The organism is Rhizobium sp. 01N424, assembly GCF_056399485.1.
Map to the genome: position 1 here is coordinate 224,764 of NZ_JBFTRK010000006.1, position 15,080 is coordinate 239,843.

Consider the following 15,080-nt stretch of genomic DNA (forward strand, 5'->3'; position numbering starts at 1 on the left):
AGAAAGATAATGGAACTCGACATAGTGGCGCTATCGCGCTTTCAATTTGCGCTGACCGCGCTCTATCATTTTCTATTCGTACCCCTGACGCTTGGGCTTTCCGTGCTGCTTGCCATCATGGAAACCACCTATGTCATGACCGGCCGCCAGATCTGGCGGCAGATGACGAAATTCTGGGGCACGCTTTTCGGCATCAATTTCGCCATCGGTGTCGCAACCGGCATCGTCATGGAATTCCAGTTCGGCATGAACTGGAGCTATTACAGCTATTATGTCGGCGACATCTTCGGCGCGCCGCTCGCCATCGAAGGCCTGATGGCCTTCTTCCTGGAAGCGACCTTCGTCGGGCTGTTTTTCTTCGGCTGGGACAAGCTTTCCAAGGTCGGGCATCTCGTCGCCACCTGGGCCGTGGCGCTCGGCTCGAACTTCTCGGCACTCTGGATCCTGATCGCCAATGGCTGGATGCAGAACCCGGTCGGTTCGGCGCTCAATCCTCAGACGATGCGCATGGAAGTCACCAGCTTCTTCGACGTGGTCTTCAATCCGGTCGCCCAGGCAAAGTTCGTGCACACGGTCTCGGCCGGTTACGTCTGTGCGTCGATCTTCGTGCTCGGCGTCTCGGCCTGGTACCTGCTCAAGGGACGCCATGTCGAGATCGCCAAGCGGTCGATGACGGTCGCCGCCTCGTTCGGCCTCGCCTCATCGCTGTCGGTGGTCGTGCTCGGTGACGAAAGCGGCTATCTGGCAACGGAAAACCAGAAGATGAAACTCGCTGCGATCGAGGCCATGTGGAAGACGGAGCCCGCTCCGGCCCCCTTCACCGCCTTCGGCTTTCCGGATCAGGAAGCCCGCGAGACGCATTTCGCCGTCCATATCCCCTGGGCGATGGGCCTGATCGGTACCCGCTCGCTGACCACCGAAATCCCCGGCATCGACAAGCTGGAGAAGGAAGCCGAAACCCGCATCCGCGACGGCATCAAGGCCTATGACGCCCTGATGCAGATCCGCGCCGTCCGGGCGCCGGGCCAGCCGACGCAGGAGGTTCGCACCTCCTTCGAAGACCTCGGCCACGATCTCGGCTATGCGCTGCTTCTCAAGCGCTATGTCGACGATCCGCGACAGGCGACGGACGCGCAGATCGCCCAGGCCGCCCGCGATACGATCCCGCATGTGCCGACGCTGTTCTGGTCGTTCCGCATCATGGTCGGCCTCGGGATGTTCTTCATCGTGCTGACGGCAACCTTCTTCTGGCTGTCGGCCCGCCGGCATCTCGACAAGTATCCGCTGCTGCTCAAGGTCGCCGTCTTTGCGATCCCGCTGCCATGGGTGGCGATCGAAGTCGGCTGGATCGTTGCCGAATTCGGCCGCCAGCCCTGGGTGATCGAAGGCGTGCTGCCGACAGCGGCTGCCGTCTCCAGCCTCGGCGCCAGCACCGTGCTTCTGACGATCATCGGCTTTGCGGTGCTCTACACGACGCTGATCATCATCGAGATGGGCCTGATGCTCAAGGCGATCAAGAAAGGCCCCGAGCCCGATGACGAGCCGGAAGCCGAGCTGATCTCCGAAACCCTCGTTCCTGCTGGGGAGTGATTGTCATGATCCTTCACGAACTCATCGACTACGATACCCTGCGGGTCATCTGGTGGCTGCTGCTCGGCATCCTTCTCATCGCCTTTGCCACAACAGGTGGCTTCGACCTCGGCGTCGGAACACTCCTGCCCTTCGTGGCGAAGACCGATACCGAACGGCGGGTCGCCATCAACAGCATCGGCGCCACCTGGGAAGGCAACCAGGTCTGGCTGATCCTCGGCGGCGGCGCCATCTTCGCCGCCTGGCCGCCGCTTTACGCGGTCTCCTTCTCGGGCTTCTACCTGGCGATGTTCGCAATCCTCTTCGCGCTCATCCTGCGTCCGGTCGGATTCAAGTACCGCTCGAAGCGCGACAGCGCGCGGTGGCGCAGCAACTGGGACTGGGCGCTGTTCATCGGCGGCTTCGTTCCGGCGCTGATCTTCGGCGTCGCCGTCGGCAACGTGCTGCAGGGCGTGCCCTTCCGCTTCGCCGACGACATGCGGATCTTCTACGAGGGTTCGTTCTTTGGGCTGCTGAACCCCTACGCACTCCTTTGCGGATTGCTGTCGGTGGCGATGCTCGTCATGCATGGCGCAGCATGGCTGATCCTGAAGACCAGCGGGTCGGTCGCCGAACGCGCCCGGACCTATGGCAGCCTTGCCGCCTTCGCCGCCATCCTGCTCTTTGCGCTCGGCGGCATCTTCCTCGCAGCCGGCGTCGATGGCTACCGCATTACCAGCGACATCAGCCCGACCGGACCGTCCAATCCGCTCTTCAAGACGGCGGAACATGCCGGTACCTGGTTTGCCAATTATGGCACCTACCCGTGGCTGCTGATCGCACCGGCCTGCGGCTTTGCCGGAGCGGCCCTTGCCCTGCTCAGCATGCGCGTTCGGCTGGAGGTCACCACGCTGCTCTTCAGCAAACTGTCGATCTTCGGCATCATCTCGACGGTCGGCGTTTCGATGTTCCCGTTCATCCTGCCGTCCTCGCTCGACCCCCGCTCAAGCCTGACAGTCTGGGATGCATCATCGAGCCATCTGACGCTGTTCATCATGCTCGTCGTCACGGCAATCTTCCTGCCGATCATCTTTCTCTACACAGCCTGGGTCTACAAGGTGCTGTGGGGCAAGGTGGATGAAAAAGCCATCACCGACAAAAGCGGCCACGCCTATTAAAGGAGAAAGACGATGTGGTACTTCGCATGGATCCTCGGCCTGCCGCTCGCAGCCGCCTTCGCTGTCCTCAACGCCATGTGGTACGAGCTGATGGACGACGAAGCCAAGAAAAAGAAATCCTGAGCTTCACGAATTGAGACGATGTCGGGCGCCACAATTGCCGCCCGGCATCCTGCAAACCTGGCACAAGCCTTGCTTCATATTATTCAGGCGGAATATGCCCGCCTGAAGAAGAGGGGTAAGATGGTGTCAGTCACGGATATGATCGGTGCAACGTGGCGTCTCGAGGATGCGATCCGGGACGTGATCGCTGAAAGCCTGAATTTCTCCAGCAATTCCAAACCGATGAGGGACAAGGCGCGCCTGCTGCCACACCTCCTCGTGCAGAAATATCCGCAGCTGTCGGACATCGAGCACGAGCTGCGCGGCGTCTTCGAAACCTGCCGCATCGCGATTGACCATAAATCCATCAGTCCGGTCGTTGCGAAGGCAGCCATTGCGATCGCCGACGAATATCGCGAGATCATCATCAAGCTCAAACATTAGGCGATAGCCTCCCCGCGCGTTTCCAGCGTGGGACTGGCAGGACACACATCCGGGACATTTGCGTGGACCCGGGTGATTGCCGGTTGACGTAACGTTTTACGGGCTCTAGTTCGGCTTCCGAACATCGGGGGACGTTTTTCATGGAAATCTTTACTGCCGCGGGCCTGACTGCGCTTATGCAGGTCATCGCGATCGATCTCGTGCTTGCCGGCGACAACGCCGTCGTTATCGGCCTTGCCGCCGCCGGCCTTCCGGCCGATCAGCGCAAGAAGGCCATTCTGGTCGGCATTCTGGCCGCAACCGTTCTGCGTATCATCTTCGCTTCGATCACCGTTCAGCTGCTCGCCATCGTCGGCCTGCTGCTCGCCGGTGGCCTGCTGCTGCTCTGGGTCTGCTGGAAGATGTGGCGCGAGCTGCGTTCGCAGCATGGTGCGGAAGGTGAAGACGCGCTTGAGGGCGCCGAAGGCAAGCCGAAGAAGACCTTCTGGCAGGCTGCGAGCCAGATCGTCATTGCTGACGTCTCGATGTCGCTTGACAACGTGCTGGCTGTCGCCGGTGCCGCCCGCGAACACCCGACGGTCCTCGTCGCAGGCCTCGCCCTGTCGATCGCCATGATGGGTATTGCCGCAAACTTCATCGCGCGCCTGCTCACCAAGCATCGCTGGATCGCCTATGTCGGCCTCGCAATCATCCTCTATGTCGCGCTCGACATGATGTATCGCGGTGCACTTGAGGTCTGGCCCTATTTGGCCGGCTGACAGGCTTTTCTGAAAAGAGACATCAGGCGGATCGGCGAAAGCCGGTCCGCCTTTTACTTTTCCCAGTAGCTGCCGACGCGCATGCACTGCCGGTCATATTGCAGCTCGTCCTTCAGATATTCGCGGATCGCCACGGCTTCCGCGTTCTCGCAGCCAACCCAAATGAAGGTGGGCGCGGCGCATTGCGGCGCCAGTGAGCGGATCAGCTGCTGAATACCGCCCATCGTGCCGGCCGCAGCACCGTTGCGATGCAGCCAGACAGCCTGGATATCAGCCGCGGATGCGATCGGCTGCTCTTCGAACGCGCTATCCACTTCGCCGAAGAAGCGGACCTTGGTTCCGGCCGGTACCGCTTCGGCAATGCGCAGCATGGCAGGCAATGCCGTTTCGTCTCCGGCAAGGATAAGGTCGGCCGCCTCAGGCATCCAGCCGCCACCCGGTCCCATGATGCCGATCAGATCACCGGCCGCCGCCGTCGCCCCGAAAGTGGCGCCGGGCATGGTTTCGCCCTCGTGCAGCACGAAATCGATATCGACCTCACCGCGCTCCAGATCGACGTTGCGGATCGTGTAGATGCGGACTGCGGTGTTGTTCTCATCCGGCCATTGAATGCGGCCATCATCGCCGACAACGGGCCAGACCGGCGCCTCGCCATTCTGCGGCAACAGCAGGCGCACATGCAGGCCGCCCTGCTGGAAATCCTGAACATTGGCGCAGGCGAACGTCACCCGGCGCATATGCGGCGTGATATTGCGCGCAGCCGCCACCGTCGCCAGGCGCATATTTCCCGGCAGCGCCGGCTTCGGCTTTTCCGACCATGTCAGCTCGAATTTCTGCTCCCCGGCGAAATGGAAAAGGTGCTCGGCCAGCACGGAGCGGATCATCGTCAGCTCGTCCTCGCTGTTCGAGGCAAGCTCGATCGCCAGCGTCTCGCCAGCGATGCGAATATTGGCTGCGCCGATCTCATGCTCGAGATGCACCGTTTCCCCATTTCTGGTTACCGATGCATGCTCTGCGAAATGCTCGGCGATCTCTTCCAGCATGTGCCTGGCATCCGCTGGAATTGCCGTACCCGAAAGCCGAAATTGCGCCGTCATGCCGCTTCCTTTCGCGTCAGGAGCCAGATGAGATAGGGGCCGCCGATCAGCGCCGCGAAGAGGCCGAGCGGGACCTGATAGGGATAGATCACCACGCGCGAGAGCCAGTCGGCCACGACAAGCACGCCTGCGCCAAGCAGGATCGCGGCGGCAAGCTGCTGGCCCGGCCGGTGGAAGCCGGTGAGCCGCGCCAGATGCGGTGCGATGAGGCCGGTGAGGCTGAGCGGCCCGACGAGAAAAGACGCAACCGCGGTCATCAGCGCCGCGATCATCGCCAGCAGCAGACGGCTGGCGCCGACAGGCAGGCCGAGGCTGCGCGCCGAGGGACCGCCGAGTGGCAGGATGGTGAGCCAGCGGCTGAGAAAGGGCAGCGGTGCGGCGAGAACGGCGAGCGAAATCACCGCCGTCCAGGCCTCGAAGCTGCCGGCACGGTTGGTGGAGCCGGTGAGCCAAGTCAGCAACACGTAGCCACGCATATCGCCCTGCGCCAGCACCATCGAGACGATCGCCATCGAAAAGGCGCCGATGGCGATACCGGCAAGCAACAGACGCTCGGGCGCGAACTGGGCGCGGGCGGCGATGGCGATCATGATCAGGAAGGCGGCGAGCGCGCCGATCGCCATGGATGCCAGCATGACGAAGGGCGGCGGGAAACCGAAGATGAAAAGCGCAACCGTGAGGCCGGCGCCGCCACCGGTGCTGACGCCCAGCACTTCCGGGCTGGCGATCGGATTGCCCGTCACCCGCTGCATGATGAAGCCGGCGGCCGCCAGCATCGCGCCCGCACCGGCGGCAACGATGGTGCGCGGCAGGCGAAGCGGCAGCAGATCGGTAAACAGCGTACCGGTGGCGATATGCCAGCCGTCGTCGGCCGGTGCCGTCGTCAGCACCAGTGCGACGACAAGCGCAAGCGCCAGGAGCAGCAGCAGGAACGCGCGGACAGGGCTTTGAAGACGCCTGATCGCCACCGTCGTCTGCGCCGTGACCGACGCGAAGGAGTGGACGCGTGGCAGGAGATAAAGCAGCAGCGGGCCGCCGAGCAGCGCGGTTGCCGCGCCCGCGGGAGCAAGATCGGTAAAGCCCGGACCAAGAAGCTGCGTCAGGCAATCGGTGAAGAACAGCAGCGCGGCACCTGTCAGCGGCGCAGCGATGACGAGCTGCGTCGTGGTGCGGGCACCGGCAAAACGAGCGATCGCCGGGGCGGCAAGGCCGAGGAAGCCGATAATGCCGACCTCTGCGGTGACCGAGGCTGACAGCCACACGGCGAGCAACAGCACGGCGAGCCGGGTCGTATGCAGGGCGACGCCGAGGCTTTTCGCACCGGCATCGTCGAGCGACAGCACCTGCAGCGGACGCAGCAGAAGAACGGCGGCAGCAAGGCCCACGATTAGCCGTGGCGCCAGCGATATCACCGCATGCCAATCCTGCTGGCTGAGCGAACCCGCGCCCCAGATGAAGATCGACATGGCATATTCGCCGCGGGCGAGAATGAGGGTGACGCTGAGCGCCGAGGCAATCAAGGTCACGATCATGCCCGACAGGGCGACGGTTACCGGATCGAGACTGCGCCGCCAGCTAAGTGCCAGCACGATCGCCACCGCCACAAGCCCGCCTGCAAACGCCACCAACTCGCGCGAAAACCCGAGCAGCAGCGGCGAAACGCTGATGCCGATCGTCATGGCAAGCTGCGCGCCGGACGCGATGCCGAGCGTCGAGGCATCGGCGATCGGGTTGCGCAGCACTCGCTGCAGCAGAAAGCCGGAAAGGCCGAGGGCCGCGCCAGCGATCAGCGAAAGTGCTGCGCGCGGCATCATGCTCTGCCATAGCAACACCGCATCGAGCGCCGCCTGCCCTTCCGGCAGACGTGGCCGGAAGGCGACGAGCAGAGCGAAAACCAAGGCGCAGGCCGCAAAAGACGCGGCTATGCCGATGAGCGTGCCGTTCGGGCGGCCATCGGCCGCCCGGCGGCTAACCATTCCATGCATCGGTGAGCCCCTTCGCAAGCAGATCGGCAAAGCGCGACGCCGCAGGCAAGGCGCCATAAGGATTGATGGAGCCAAGTGTCAGCACCCGGCCTTCCCGGACGGCGGGAAGCGCCTGCCAGAAGGCACCGCTCTGCAGCGTCACCATCGCATCCGGCGGATGCGGCGGGATGAAGACGATCCAGGTGTCCGGCATCGATGCCAGCGTCTCGATGCCGATCGGCGCCATCGCCGTATAGCTCGTCTTGCCCTGCCAGGCGTTTTTCAGCCCGGTACGGGCCAATACTTCGCCGAACATGCTGTCGCTGCCGAAGACGCGGTAGTGGCGCGCATCGCCGAGATTGATCGGCAGGATCGTGCGGCCATCACCGGCCGCAAACAGCGCCCGGTAATTGTCGAGCCTGGCCATCAAATCGTCGGCATAGCGCTTGCCGCTATCGAGCTGCAACTCGGCCGCCATCGCCAGTGTCACATCCTGCGCCCGTTGGAAGGGACTATCGCCCATGCGGTAGATCGCATGTGTCTTCACCGGCGCGATCCGGCTCATCAGGCCATCGGCCCAGCTGTAGAAATTGGAATTGAAGATCAGGTCCGGCCTGGCGAAGCGCAGCACTTCGAAATTCGGCGTGCCCCGAAGGCCGAGATCGGCAACGCCCTCGGGCACGGCGGGTTCGACGGCGATCTGCCGGTAGCCGCGCAACTCGCTTCCCGCCACCACATTGGCGCCGATCGCCAGCAGCGTTTCCAGCAGGGCCCAATCGAGCGCGGCCACACGCGGCTGCGCGGCAGCCCTAAGCACCGAAGGAGCGGCCAGAGCCGCCGACATCGCCAGGAAATTGCGCCGTGTCAGAGCTTTCATCGGCATCACAGCAGGTAGCTGACCGGCTCGCCGCGCGCCGGATGGGTGAAGACGCCCATGCCGACGCCGAAGATCGACTGAAGCCGTTCGGCCTGCATGATCTCTTCAGGCTCGCCCTGCGCGGTGATCCGGCCGCGATTGAGGGCGATGATCTCGTCGCAATGGCGGGCCGCCAGATTGATATCGTGGAGAACGATGACGACGGTCAGCCCGCGCTCGTGGCTGAGCGATTCCACCAGCGACAACATGGAGGCCTGATGTGCCAGATCCAGCGCCGAAGTCGGCTCGTCGAGCAACAGGCAGCTGGCATTCTGTGCCAGCATCATGGCAATCCACGCCCGCTGACGCTCGCCGCCGGACATGTTGGCAACCGGACGCGCGGCGAATTCTTCGAGACTCGTCCGGGCGATAGCATCATCGACCAGATCGTGATCGGCCTTGCCGAAGCGGCCAAGCGTGCCGTGCCAGGGAAAGCGCCCCAGCGCCACCAGCTCGCGCACCGTCATGCCATCGGTCGCGGGCGTGAACTGCGGCATATAGGCGATCTTGCGGGCAAATTCCCGCGCGCGCCAGGCGGCCGCGTTCCTGCCTTCGAGTTCCAGTGTCCCGCCGGTTGCCGCATGCTGGCGGGCGATGATCTTCATCAGCGTGCTCTTGCCCGACCCATTCGGCCCGACCAGCCCATAGATCCGCCCGCTCTCCAGTGTCAGATCGATGCCCGAGAGGATGGTGCGCTCACCTGCAGAAAAGCGGACATCCGACATTTTCAGAAATGGCGTGGACATGAAACGGGCTCCTGAAACAGCTGCGGGAGGGGCACCGCCCTCCCGCCGTTTTGCTTGGTGCAAAACTTTACTATGATTGTCAACTTACCATTTTTTGCTGAGCTTGAAGGTGATGGTGCGGGCGTCGCCGTAGCCGCAGGTGGTCAAGCCGCCGCAACCTTTCACGTATTCCTTGTCAAAGAGATTGGTCACGTTGAGAGACGCGCCCCAACCCTCGTTCTCGTAGCGAATAGCAGCGTCGAAGACAGCGGCACCCGGAACCTTGCTCGTGTTGGCAAAATCAGCCCAGGACCAGCCCTGATAGCGAACACCACCGCCGACGCTGACGCCTTCCAGCGCGCCGCGCGGGATCGTGTAGTCCAACCACAAGCTGGCCTGAACCTTCGGCTGAAGATAAGGCGAGTTGCCGATGAGCGACGTGTTGGCGTCCTCAGTGATTTCGAGATCAGTATAGGAGAAGCCAGCGATTGCCTTCCAATCGTCGGTGATATTCGCCTTGCTTTCGAATTCGAAACCACGTGAGCGCACCTCGCCGATCTGGCTGGACAGTGTGGTACCCGGATCCGTGACAACAACGTTCTGCTTGGTGATCTGGAAGAGCGATGCGGTGATGGTCCCGTCGAAGAAGGTGGGCTCGTATTTCACGCCTGCTTCGACCTGACTACCTTCCTCGGGCTTGATGGTGTTCGACAGGCTTGTCGCGATGATTGGATTGAAGAAGGTAGCGACACTCACATAAGGCGTGATGCCATTGCTGAATTCATATGCAAGACCAGCCCTGCCGCTGACGGCCGTCTTGTCGTACCCGTAGCTATTGTTTTGCGTCGGCGCCCAGAAAGTCGGGCCGTTGTCGGTCTTCGTGTCCACGTAGTCGTAACGGCCATTCAAAGTCGCGAGCCAGCCACCACCGAAGCGGAACTGATCCTGGATATAGGCGCCGAGCTGCTGCTGGGTCGTGACCTGATTGATGTAGCTGCGATTGGCGGGCTGCGGGAGCCCGTAGATCGGGTCGGTTACGCTGATCGGCGTCGCGCTGTTTGCAGCCTGCACCTGATCGATCTGGAAATACTTGTAGTCCAGCCCAAGCATCAGCTTGTGGCTCGTCTCACCAAGATCGAATTCGGTCTCGGCGCGATTATCGACAGAGAATGAATTGACTTCAGTCTGATGCTCGAAGTTGATGCGATTCAACTCGATTGGGCTCGCATAACCATAGGCGTAGGGCGCAACCTCATGCTTGTTGAGATGCCCATAGCGGGCGTTCTGTGTCACCGTCCAGCCGCTGTCGAACTCATGCTTGATCTCGTAGCCAAGCATCTGTTGCTGGTAATTGCCTTGATCGATATCCGGTTCGCCCGGGAAGAAGTCGCGCGGAATCCTGCCAAAGGGCGCATCGACGACAGTCCCGACATAGGGGAAGAAGCCGTTGCCGGTGTGAACCTGATCGAGCACGCCCGCATAGCCCCAGATATTGATGGAAGTGGCATCATCGGGTGCGATCGTCAGCTGCGGCATGATAAAACCGCGCGTGTCGTGCGAAAAGTCGGAGTAGTTGTCGCCACCAGCAACCTTGCCAGTCAGGCGATAGGTCATCGTGTCGCTTGAGCCGACCTTGTCGGAAAGGTCAACACCGGTGAAAGCGTTGCCGTTACTATTGATGCCGATATCGGTATAGTAGAGCGGCTCATCGGTTGGCCGCTTGCGGACCAGATCGATGATACCACCAGGGTTCGAACCACCGTATAGAACCGAAGCGGGGCCTTTCAGCACTTCGACGCGTTCGAGCATAAAAGGATCGGCCTGGAAGCCGCCAAAGCTGTAGCTGAACAGGTTGAGGCCGTCCATGAACACGCCGGTCTGGGTCGCGTCAAATCCGCGTATATAGAACCAGTCCGTATCACCGTCATTGCCGAAAGGCTGCGCGTTGACTCCAGGCGTATAGGACAGAGCCTCATCGACCTTGTTGACGACACCGCGATCGTCCATTTCCTGCGTTCCGATCACCGACACAGACTGCGGAATCTCGTTGATCGGCGTGTCGCTCTTCGAGCCCGTCGCCGACCGCTTTGCCACATATCCCTTGACCGGGCTGGTCGCCGTCACCTCGGAATTTGCCGCTCCGGCCTGCCCCTGGATGGTGATCGGCGCCAATGCCGTCGCGTCCTGGGCCTGCGCCGGCATGGCGGCTGCAAGGCCGATGGCGGCGGCGCCGGTCAGAAGGTTGGTCTTGAAGATGAGAGCCTTGGTCTGCCCACGCATTGTCTTACCCCACTCGCGCCGCGCAAACCCCAAAGTCACCCGGCTAAACAGCTTGTTGATAAGATGAGCGTTTAACTCAGATTTAAGGGGTTGGATTGTCGCGATCCGGGGAATTTGAACGTTCTTGGGCAAATTTCTGCGCTTTAAACAAATGCTCGTGAGGCGTGGTTTTCAGGCAACGTGAGCCTTCTTCCACAGCGCCGGGGTGGCGCCGGTCGTCTTGCGGAAGACGCGGGTGAAATGGGCCTGGTCGGAGAAGCCGGTCTCGGCGGCAATCGCTGGAAGACTGAAATCGCCCTGCAGAAGCAGATGCTTGGCTTTTTCGACCCGGGCATTGGTCTGCCACTGATGGGGCGCGATCCCGGTCGAGGCCTTGAAGGCGTGGCTGAAATGCGATTGCGACAACCCGGTCAGGTTTGCAAGCTCCTCGAGCCTGATGTTGCGAAGGCAATTCTGTTCAATGAAATCGGTTGTGCGGCGAAGCTGCCAGGTGGCCAGCTTGCTGCGCTTGCGCGGCTGCGCCTTGGACAGCTTCAATACGTCGATGATCAGCGACAGGCACAGGCCATCGCCATAGAGATCGTGTAGCGGCTGCGGGTTCAGGCATTCGGCACCGATCAGATTGGCAAGCGCCATCACCCGCTCGTCGTGAAACAGCAGTCGGGCATCGGCAAGCCGTGACGGGTCGATATCTTCCATCAGCCGCCGTCCGACAATGTCGGCATCGAAATGGATATCGAGATGGCGGACGAACTGGACATCGACGAGATCGGCCCAGAGTTCCATCCCGGCGGGCACATAGGAGATCGGCCGGCGCACGGTGTCCTGGACGGCTCCTGCGCTCTTCGGTGTCAGCTTGACGCGTGAATCGCCGGGGCCGCGCATGTCGAGCAGAATGAAAAGCCGCGGATCGTGGGCGACATAATAGCCACCAGCATAGGGCGCGCACTCGACATCCCAGACATCGGCCACGATGCCATTCCAGTTGCGGCGGTTCATTTCGCCGACGACAGAAAAGCCCTCGATCCTGTTCTGCATGCGCGGCTGAAAGGTCATTTGCGGCCCAATTAAACCTTCTTTTTATAATCAAGTTTTCTCTAGCGAATATGTGCGGGAATGGCAATAAGCATTCGCTGCAGCGCAATAGACCGGAAGAGGCCCCTTCATTTCCGGCTGCGGCTGTTCTAGCATCGGCCCATGAGCCTCGAATCCGTCCGCGCCTTTTTCAGCGCCCATGCACCCGATATCGCCATCATCGAAACCGAAGCCAGTTCTTCGACGGTGACGCTTGCGGCCGAAGCCCACGGGGTCGAGCCCGCGCAGATCGCCAAGACGATCTGCCTGCGCGTCGGCGACGAGGCCATGCTGGTGGTCGCCAGCGGCACGGCGCGGCTGGATAACCGCAAATTCAAGGACACGTTCGGCGGCAAGGGCCGCATGCTCGGGGCCGACGAAGTGCTCGAAATCACCAGCCATCCGGTCGGCGGCGTCTGCCCTTTCGGCTTGCCGTCGCCGCTGCCGGTTTATTGCGATGCGTCGCTCAAACAATTCGCCGAAGTCATCCCCGCTGCCGGTTCGCCAAATTCGGCGGTGCGCATTCAAACCGGGCGACTGGCGGAGCTGACGGCTGCAAAATGGGTCGATGTATGCCAATAGAACTTTGGCATAACTTCAAATTGCCGAAAGAGCCCCTATATTAGGCTGCAACATGCCGTGGTTGTGCATGAGAGGAGATGAAATGCCGGGTGCCGTTTCGCGTTTTGCCAAGATTGCGGCGATTGCCGTTCTGACGAGCGCTACTGTTTTTGCTGCCTATGGTGAGGCCGAGGCCCGGCGTGCGGGCGGCGGTTTCAGCAGCTTCGGCAGCCGTGGCACACGCACCTTCCAGGCTCCTCCCGCAACCCGCACGGCGCCGGCACCTGCTGCACCCGTCGAGCGCTCCATGACACCCCAGCCGCAGACGACGGCCCCTTCGATGGCGCAGCCCGGCATGGCGGCGCAGCGTCCCGGCGGCATGTTCGGCGGCTTCGGCCGCTCGATGGTCGGCGGCCTGATCGCCGGTGGCCTGCTCGGCATGATGCTCGGCCATGGTTTCGGCGGCGGCTTCGGCTTCCTCGGCCTGCTGCTGCAGATCGCGCTGATCTTTGGCGCCATCACGCTCGCCATGCGCTTCTTCGCCAATCGCCGCCAGCCCTCCTACGGCTCGGCAGGCGGGCCGTCCTATAGCAACATGTCGTCGAACAACAACAGCTCGTTCCGCATTCCGGCGATCGGTTCGGGTGCCGCCGCCACTGCTCCGCAGCGCAACAACCAGCGCCCCAGTGACGAAATCGGTCTGGCGCAGGCAGACCTCGACCAGTTCGAGGAGCTGCTGACCGAAGTGCAGACCGCCTATGGCGCCGAAGACTACGGCACGCTGCGCAAGCTGACGACGCCGGAGGCGATGTCCTATCTGGCGGAAGAACTTGGCGAGAATGCCACCAATGGCATTCGCAACCGGGTCTCCGACGTGAAGCTGCTGCAGGGCGATATTGCCGAAGCCTGGCGTGAAGACGGCCTCGACTATGCAACGCTTGCCATGCGCTATTCGTCGATCGACGCGATGGTCGAGCGCGACAGCGGCCGCGTCGTCTCCGGCGACGATCAACGCCCGAGCGAAAGCACCGAAGTCTGGACCTTCGTTCGCAAGAACGGCGCCGACTGGAAGCTTTCCGCCATTCAGGGCACCGAGCAGCGCGCCGCCTGAGCGGCGCGCGTTTTCTTCCTCAGCCCTTGAAGGTGTAGTCGGCGATCGACTGCGCCTTCATCTCGATCGAGAACCCCGGCTTCGACGGCGGCATATAAGCCGCGTTCCTGATATCGCAGGGGTCGAGGAAATGTTCGTGCAGGTGGTCGACATATTCGATCACCCGTCCTTCCTTGGAGCCTGATACGGCGATGTAATCGATCATCGACAGGTGCTGCACATATTCGCAGAGCCCGACGCCGCCGGCATGCGGCCAGACCGGCAGGTCAAATTTCGCGGCAATCAGCAGCACCGCCAGCACCTCGTTCAATCCCCCCATGCGGCAGGAATCGATCTGCACGATATCGATCGCGCCTTCGGCGATGAACTGCTTGAACATGATGCGGTTCTGGCACATCTCACCGGTCGCGACCTTCACCGGCGCGATCGCCTGGCGGATCTTGCGGTGACCGGCAACATCGTCGGGGCTGGTCGGTTCCTCGATGAAGAAGGGCTTGGCGAAGGCGAGCTTGTTCACCCAGTCGATCGCCTGCGGCACTTCCCAGACCTGGTTGGCGTCGATCATCAGGTAGCGGTCTGGCCCCATGACCTCGCGGGCGATCCGCAGGCGGCGGATGTCATCCTCAAGATCGCGTCCGACCTTCATCTTCACATGGTTGAAACCTGCATCGATCGCTTCCTGGCAAAGGCGGCGCAGCTTTTCGTCGTCATAACCCAGCCACCCGGCGGATGTCGTATAGCAGGCATAGCCATCGGCCTTCAGCGTCGCAATCCGCTCCGCCTTGCCGGCCTCGGCCTTCTTCAGGATTGCTATCGCCTCGTCGCGCGTCAGAACGTCGGTCAGGTAGCGGTAATCGACGATATCGGCAATCTCTTCGGCCGGGAGTTCTGACACTAGCTGCCAGACGGGCTTGCCTTGCTTCTTCGCCAGCAGATCCCAGAAGGCGTTAACGACGGCGCCGGTTGCCAGATGCATGGCGCCCTTGTCGGGGCCGATCCAGCGCAGCTGGCTATCGCCCGTCAGGTGGCGCCAGAACTTTCCCGGTGCTGCACGGAAAGCTTCGAGATACTGGCCGACGACGAGGTGATCCATCGCCTTGATTGCCAGGCAGCAGATGTCGTTGCCACGGCCGATCGTGAAGGTCAGGCCGTGGCCGTTAAGACCCGGCTCATCGGTATCGAGGATCACGTAGGCGGCGGAATAATCCGGATCCGGGTTCATCGCATCCGAGCCGTCGAGGCTCTGCGAGGTCGGGAAACGGAGATCGAAGACACGAAGGCCGGTGATACGAGTCATGATT

Annotated in this window: 14 protein-coding genes; 7 read left to right on the plus strand and 7 right to left on the minus strand. The window is 61.9% G+C overall.

The features are described from left to right. Window positions 1–9: 9 nt before the first annotated feature. From AC1DNK_RS17470 to AC1DNK_RS17490, 5 genes are all read left to right on the plus strand, one after another. Window positions 10–1,590 carry a cytochrome ubiquinol oxidase subunit I gene (locus AC1DNK_RS17470; protein WP_477942411.1) on the plus strand — a complete coding sequence of 527 codons (1,581 nt, stop codon included), beginning with the start codon at window positions 10–12 and terminating at the stop codon, window positions 1,588–1,590. A gap of 5 nt (window positions 1,591–1,595) precedes the next feature. Continuing rightward, on the plus strand, window positions 1,596–2,747 hold the full coding sequence (gene cydB, locus AC1DNK_RS17475; RefSeq protein WP_477942413.1) for a cytochrome d ubiquinol oxidase subunit II: 1,152 nt from the start codon (window positions 1,596–1,598) through the stop codon (window positions 2,745–2,747). A gap of 12 nt (window positions 2,748–2,759) precedes the next feature. Next, window positions 2,760–2,870, plus strand: a complete 111-nt coding sequence (cydX, locus tag AC1DNK_RS17480) for a cytochrome bd-I oxidase subunit CydX (RefSeq protein WP_112388881.1) — start codon at window positions 2,760–2,762, stop codon at window positions 2,868–2,870. Between the two features lie 18 nt (window positions 2,871–2,888). Further along, window positions 2,889–3,293, plus strand: a complete 405-nt coding sequence (locus AC1DNK_RS17485) for a hypothetical protein (RefSeq protein WP_477942415.1) — start codon at window positions 2,889–2,891, stop codon at window positions 3,291–3,293. A 140-nt stretch (window positions 3,294–3,433) separates the two neighbouring features. Further along, entirely contained in the window at window positions 3,434–4,051 is a 618-nt protein-coding gene (locus AC1DNK_RS17490; protein WP_112597985.1) for a TerC family protein, read from the plus strand. A 53-nt stretch (window positions 4,052–4,104) separates the two neighbouring features. Here the strand turns inward: AC1DNK_RS17490 and AC1DNK_RS17495 are convergent, their stop codons facing one another. The 6 genes from AC1DNK_RS17495 to AC1DNK_RS17520 form a co-directional block, all read right to left on the minus strand. Then, window positions 4,105–5,148: a DUF2218 domain-containing protein gene (locus AC1DNK_RS17495; RefSeq protein ID WP_477942417.1), complete on the minus strand. Its 1,044-nt coding sequence runs from the start codon at window positions 5,146–5,148 to the stop codon at window positions 4,105–4,107. Further along, window positions 5,145–7,133, minus strand: coding sequence for a Fe(3+)-hydroxamate ABC transporter permease FhuB (gene fhuB / locus AC1DNK_RS17500; RefSeq protein WP_477942419.1), 1,989 nt, complete (start codon window positions 7,131–7,133; stop codon window positions 5,145–5,147). Before fhuB ends, AC1DNK_RS17495 begins: the two co-directional genes overlap by 4 nt. Further along, a complete protein-coding gene (locus AC1DNK_RS17505; RefSeq protein ID WP_477942420.1) occupies window positions 7,117–7,989 on the minus strand; it encodes an ABC transporter substrate-binding protein in 873 nt (290 codons plus the stop codon). Before AC1DNK_RS17505 ends, fhuB begins: the two co-directional genes overlap by 17 nt. 5 nt (window positions 7,990–7,994) lie before the next feature. Continuing rightward, entirely contained in the window at window positions 7,995–8,774 is a 780-nt protein-coding gene (locus AC1DNK_RS17510; RefSeq protein WP_477942422.1) for an ABC transporter ATP-binding protein, read from the minus strand. Between the two features lie 84 nt (window positions 8,775–8,858). Next, the gene (locus tag AC1DNK_RS17515) at window positions 8,859–11,033 is read right to left on the minus strand and encodes a TonB-dependent siderophore receptor (protein WP_477942424.1); all 2,175 of its coding nucleotides are present in this window, start codon (window positions 11,031–11,033) and stop codon (window positions 8,859–8,861) included. A 171-nt stretch (window positions 11,034–11,204) separates the two neighbouring features. Continuing rightward, window positions 11,205–12,089 carry a helix-turn-helix domain-containing protein gene (locus tag AC1DNK_RS17520; RefSeq protein ID WP_477942426.1) on the minus strand — a complete coding sequence of 295 codons (885 nt, stop codon included), beginning with the start codon at window positions 12,087–12,089 and terminating at the stop codon, window positions 11,205–11,207. A gap of 141 nt (window positions 12,090–12,230) precedes the next feature. On the opposite strand from AC1DNK_RS17520, the gene AC1DNK_RS17525 reads away from it, so the two are divergent. Then, complete coding sequence (locus tag AC1DNK_RS17525; protein WP_112388874.1) at window positions 12,231–12,689, plus strand: YbaK/EbsC family protein; 459 nt, start codon at window positions 12,231–12,233, stop codon at window positions 12,687–12,689. Window positions 12,690–12,771: 82 nt separating this feature from the next. Then, complete coding sequence (locus AC1DNK_RS17530) at window positions 12,772–13,779, plus strand: Tim44 domain-containing protein (protein WP_477942428.1); 1,008 nt, start codon at window positions 12,772–12,774, stop codon at window positions 13,777–13,779. Between the two features lie 19 nt (window positions 13,780–13,798). Here the strand turns inward: AC1DNK_RS17530 and AC1DNK_RS17535 are convergent, their stop codons facing one another. Then, the gene (locus tag AC1DNK_RS17535) at window positions 13,799–15,076 is read right to left on the minus strand and encodes an L-fuconate dehydratase (RefSeq protein WP_477942430.1); all 1,278 of its coding nucleotides are present in this window, start codon (window positions 15,074–15,076) and stop codon (window positions 13,799–13,801) included. Window positions 15,077–15,080 lie beyond the last annotated feature (4 nt).

Bases quoted from the DNA above. Each gene is read 5' to 3' on its own strand.
- AC1DNK_RS17490 (WP_112597985.1), top strand. From the start codon at position 3,434: ATGGAAATCTTTACTGCCGCGGGCCTGACTGCGCTTATGCAGGTCATC.
- AC1DNK_RS17510 (WP_477942422.1), bottom strand. From the start codon at position 8,774: ATGTCCACGCCATTTCTGAAAATGTCGGATGTCCGCTTTTCTGCAGGT.
- AC1DNK_RS17505 (WP_477942420.1), bottom strand. From the start codon at position 7,989: ATGAAAGCTCTGACACGGCGCAATTTCCTGGCGATGTCGGCGGCTCTG.
- AC1DNK_RS17525 (WP_112388874.1), top strand. From the start codon at position 12,231: ATGAGCCTCGAATCCGTCCGCGCCTTTTTCAGCGCCCATGCACCCGAT.
- AC1DNK_RS17485 (WP_477942415.1), top strand. From the start codon at position 2,889: ATGTCGGGCGCCACAATTGCCGCCCGGCATCCTGCAAACCTGGCACAA.
- AC1DNK_RS17495 (WP_477942417.1), bottom strand. From the start codon at position 5,148: ATGACGGCGCAATTTCGGCTTTCGGGTACGGCAATTCCAGCGGATGCC.
- AC1DNK_RS17515 (WP_477942424.1), bottom strand. From the start codon at position 11,033: ATGCGTGGGCAGACCAAGGCTCTCATCTTCAAGACCAACCTTCTGACC.
- fhuB (WP_477942419.1), bottom strand. From the start codon at position 7,133: ATGCATGGAATGGTTAGCCGCCGGGCGGCCGATGGCCGCCCGAACGGC.
- cydX (WP_112388881.1), top strand. From the start codon at position 2,760: ATGTGGTACTTCGCATGGATCCTCGGCCTGCCGCTCGCAGCCGCCTTC.
- AC1DNK_RS17530 (WP_477942428.1), top strand. From the start codon at position 12,772: ATGCCGGGTGCCGTTTCGCGTTTTGCCAAGATTGCGGCGATTGCCGTT.
- AC1DNK_RS17535 (WP_477942430.1), bottom strand. From the start codon at position 15,076: ATGACTCGTATCACCGGCCTTCGTGTCTTCGATCTCCGTTTCCCGACC.
- AC1DNK_RS17470 (WP_477942411.1), top strand. From the start codon at position 10: ATGGAACTCGACATAGTGGCGCTATCGCGCTTTCAATTTGCGCTGACC.
- AC1DNK_RS17520 (WP_477942426.1), bottom strand. From the start codon at position 12,089: ATGACCTTTCAGCCGCGCATGCAGAACAGGATCGAGGGCTTTTCTGTC.
- cydB (WP_477942413.1), top strand. From the start codon at position 1,596: ATGATCCTTCACGAACTCATCGACTACGATACCCTGCGGGTCATCTGG.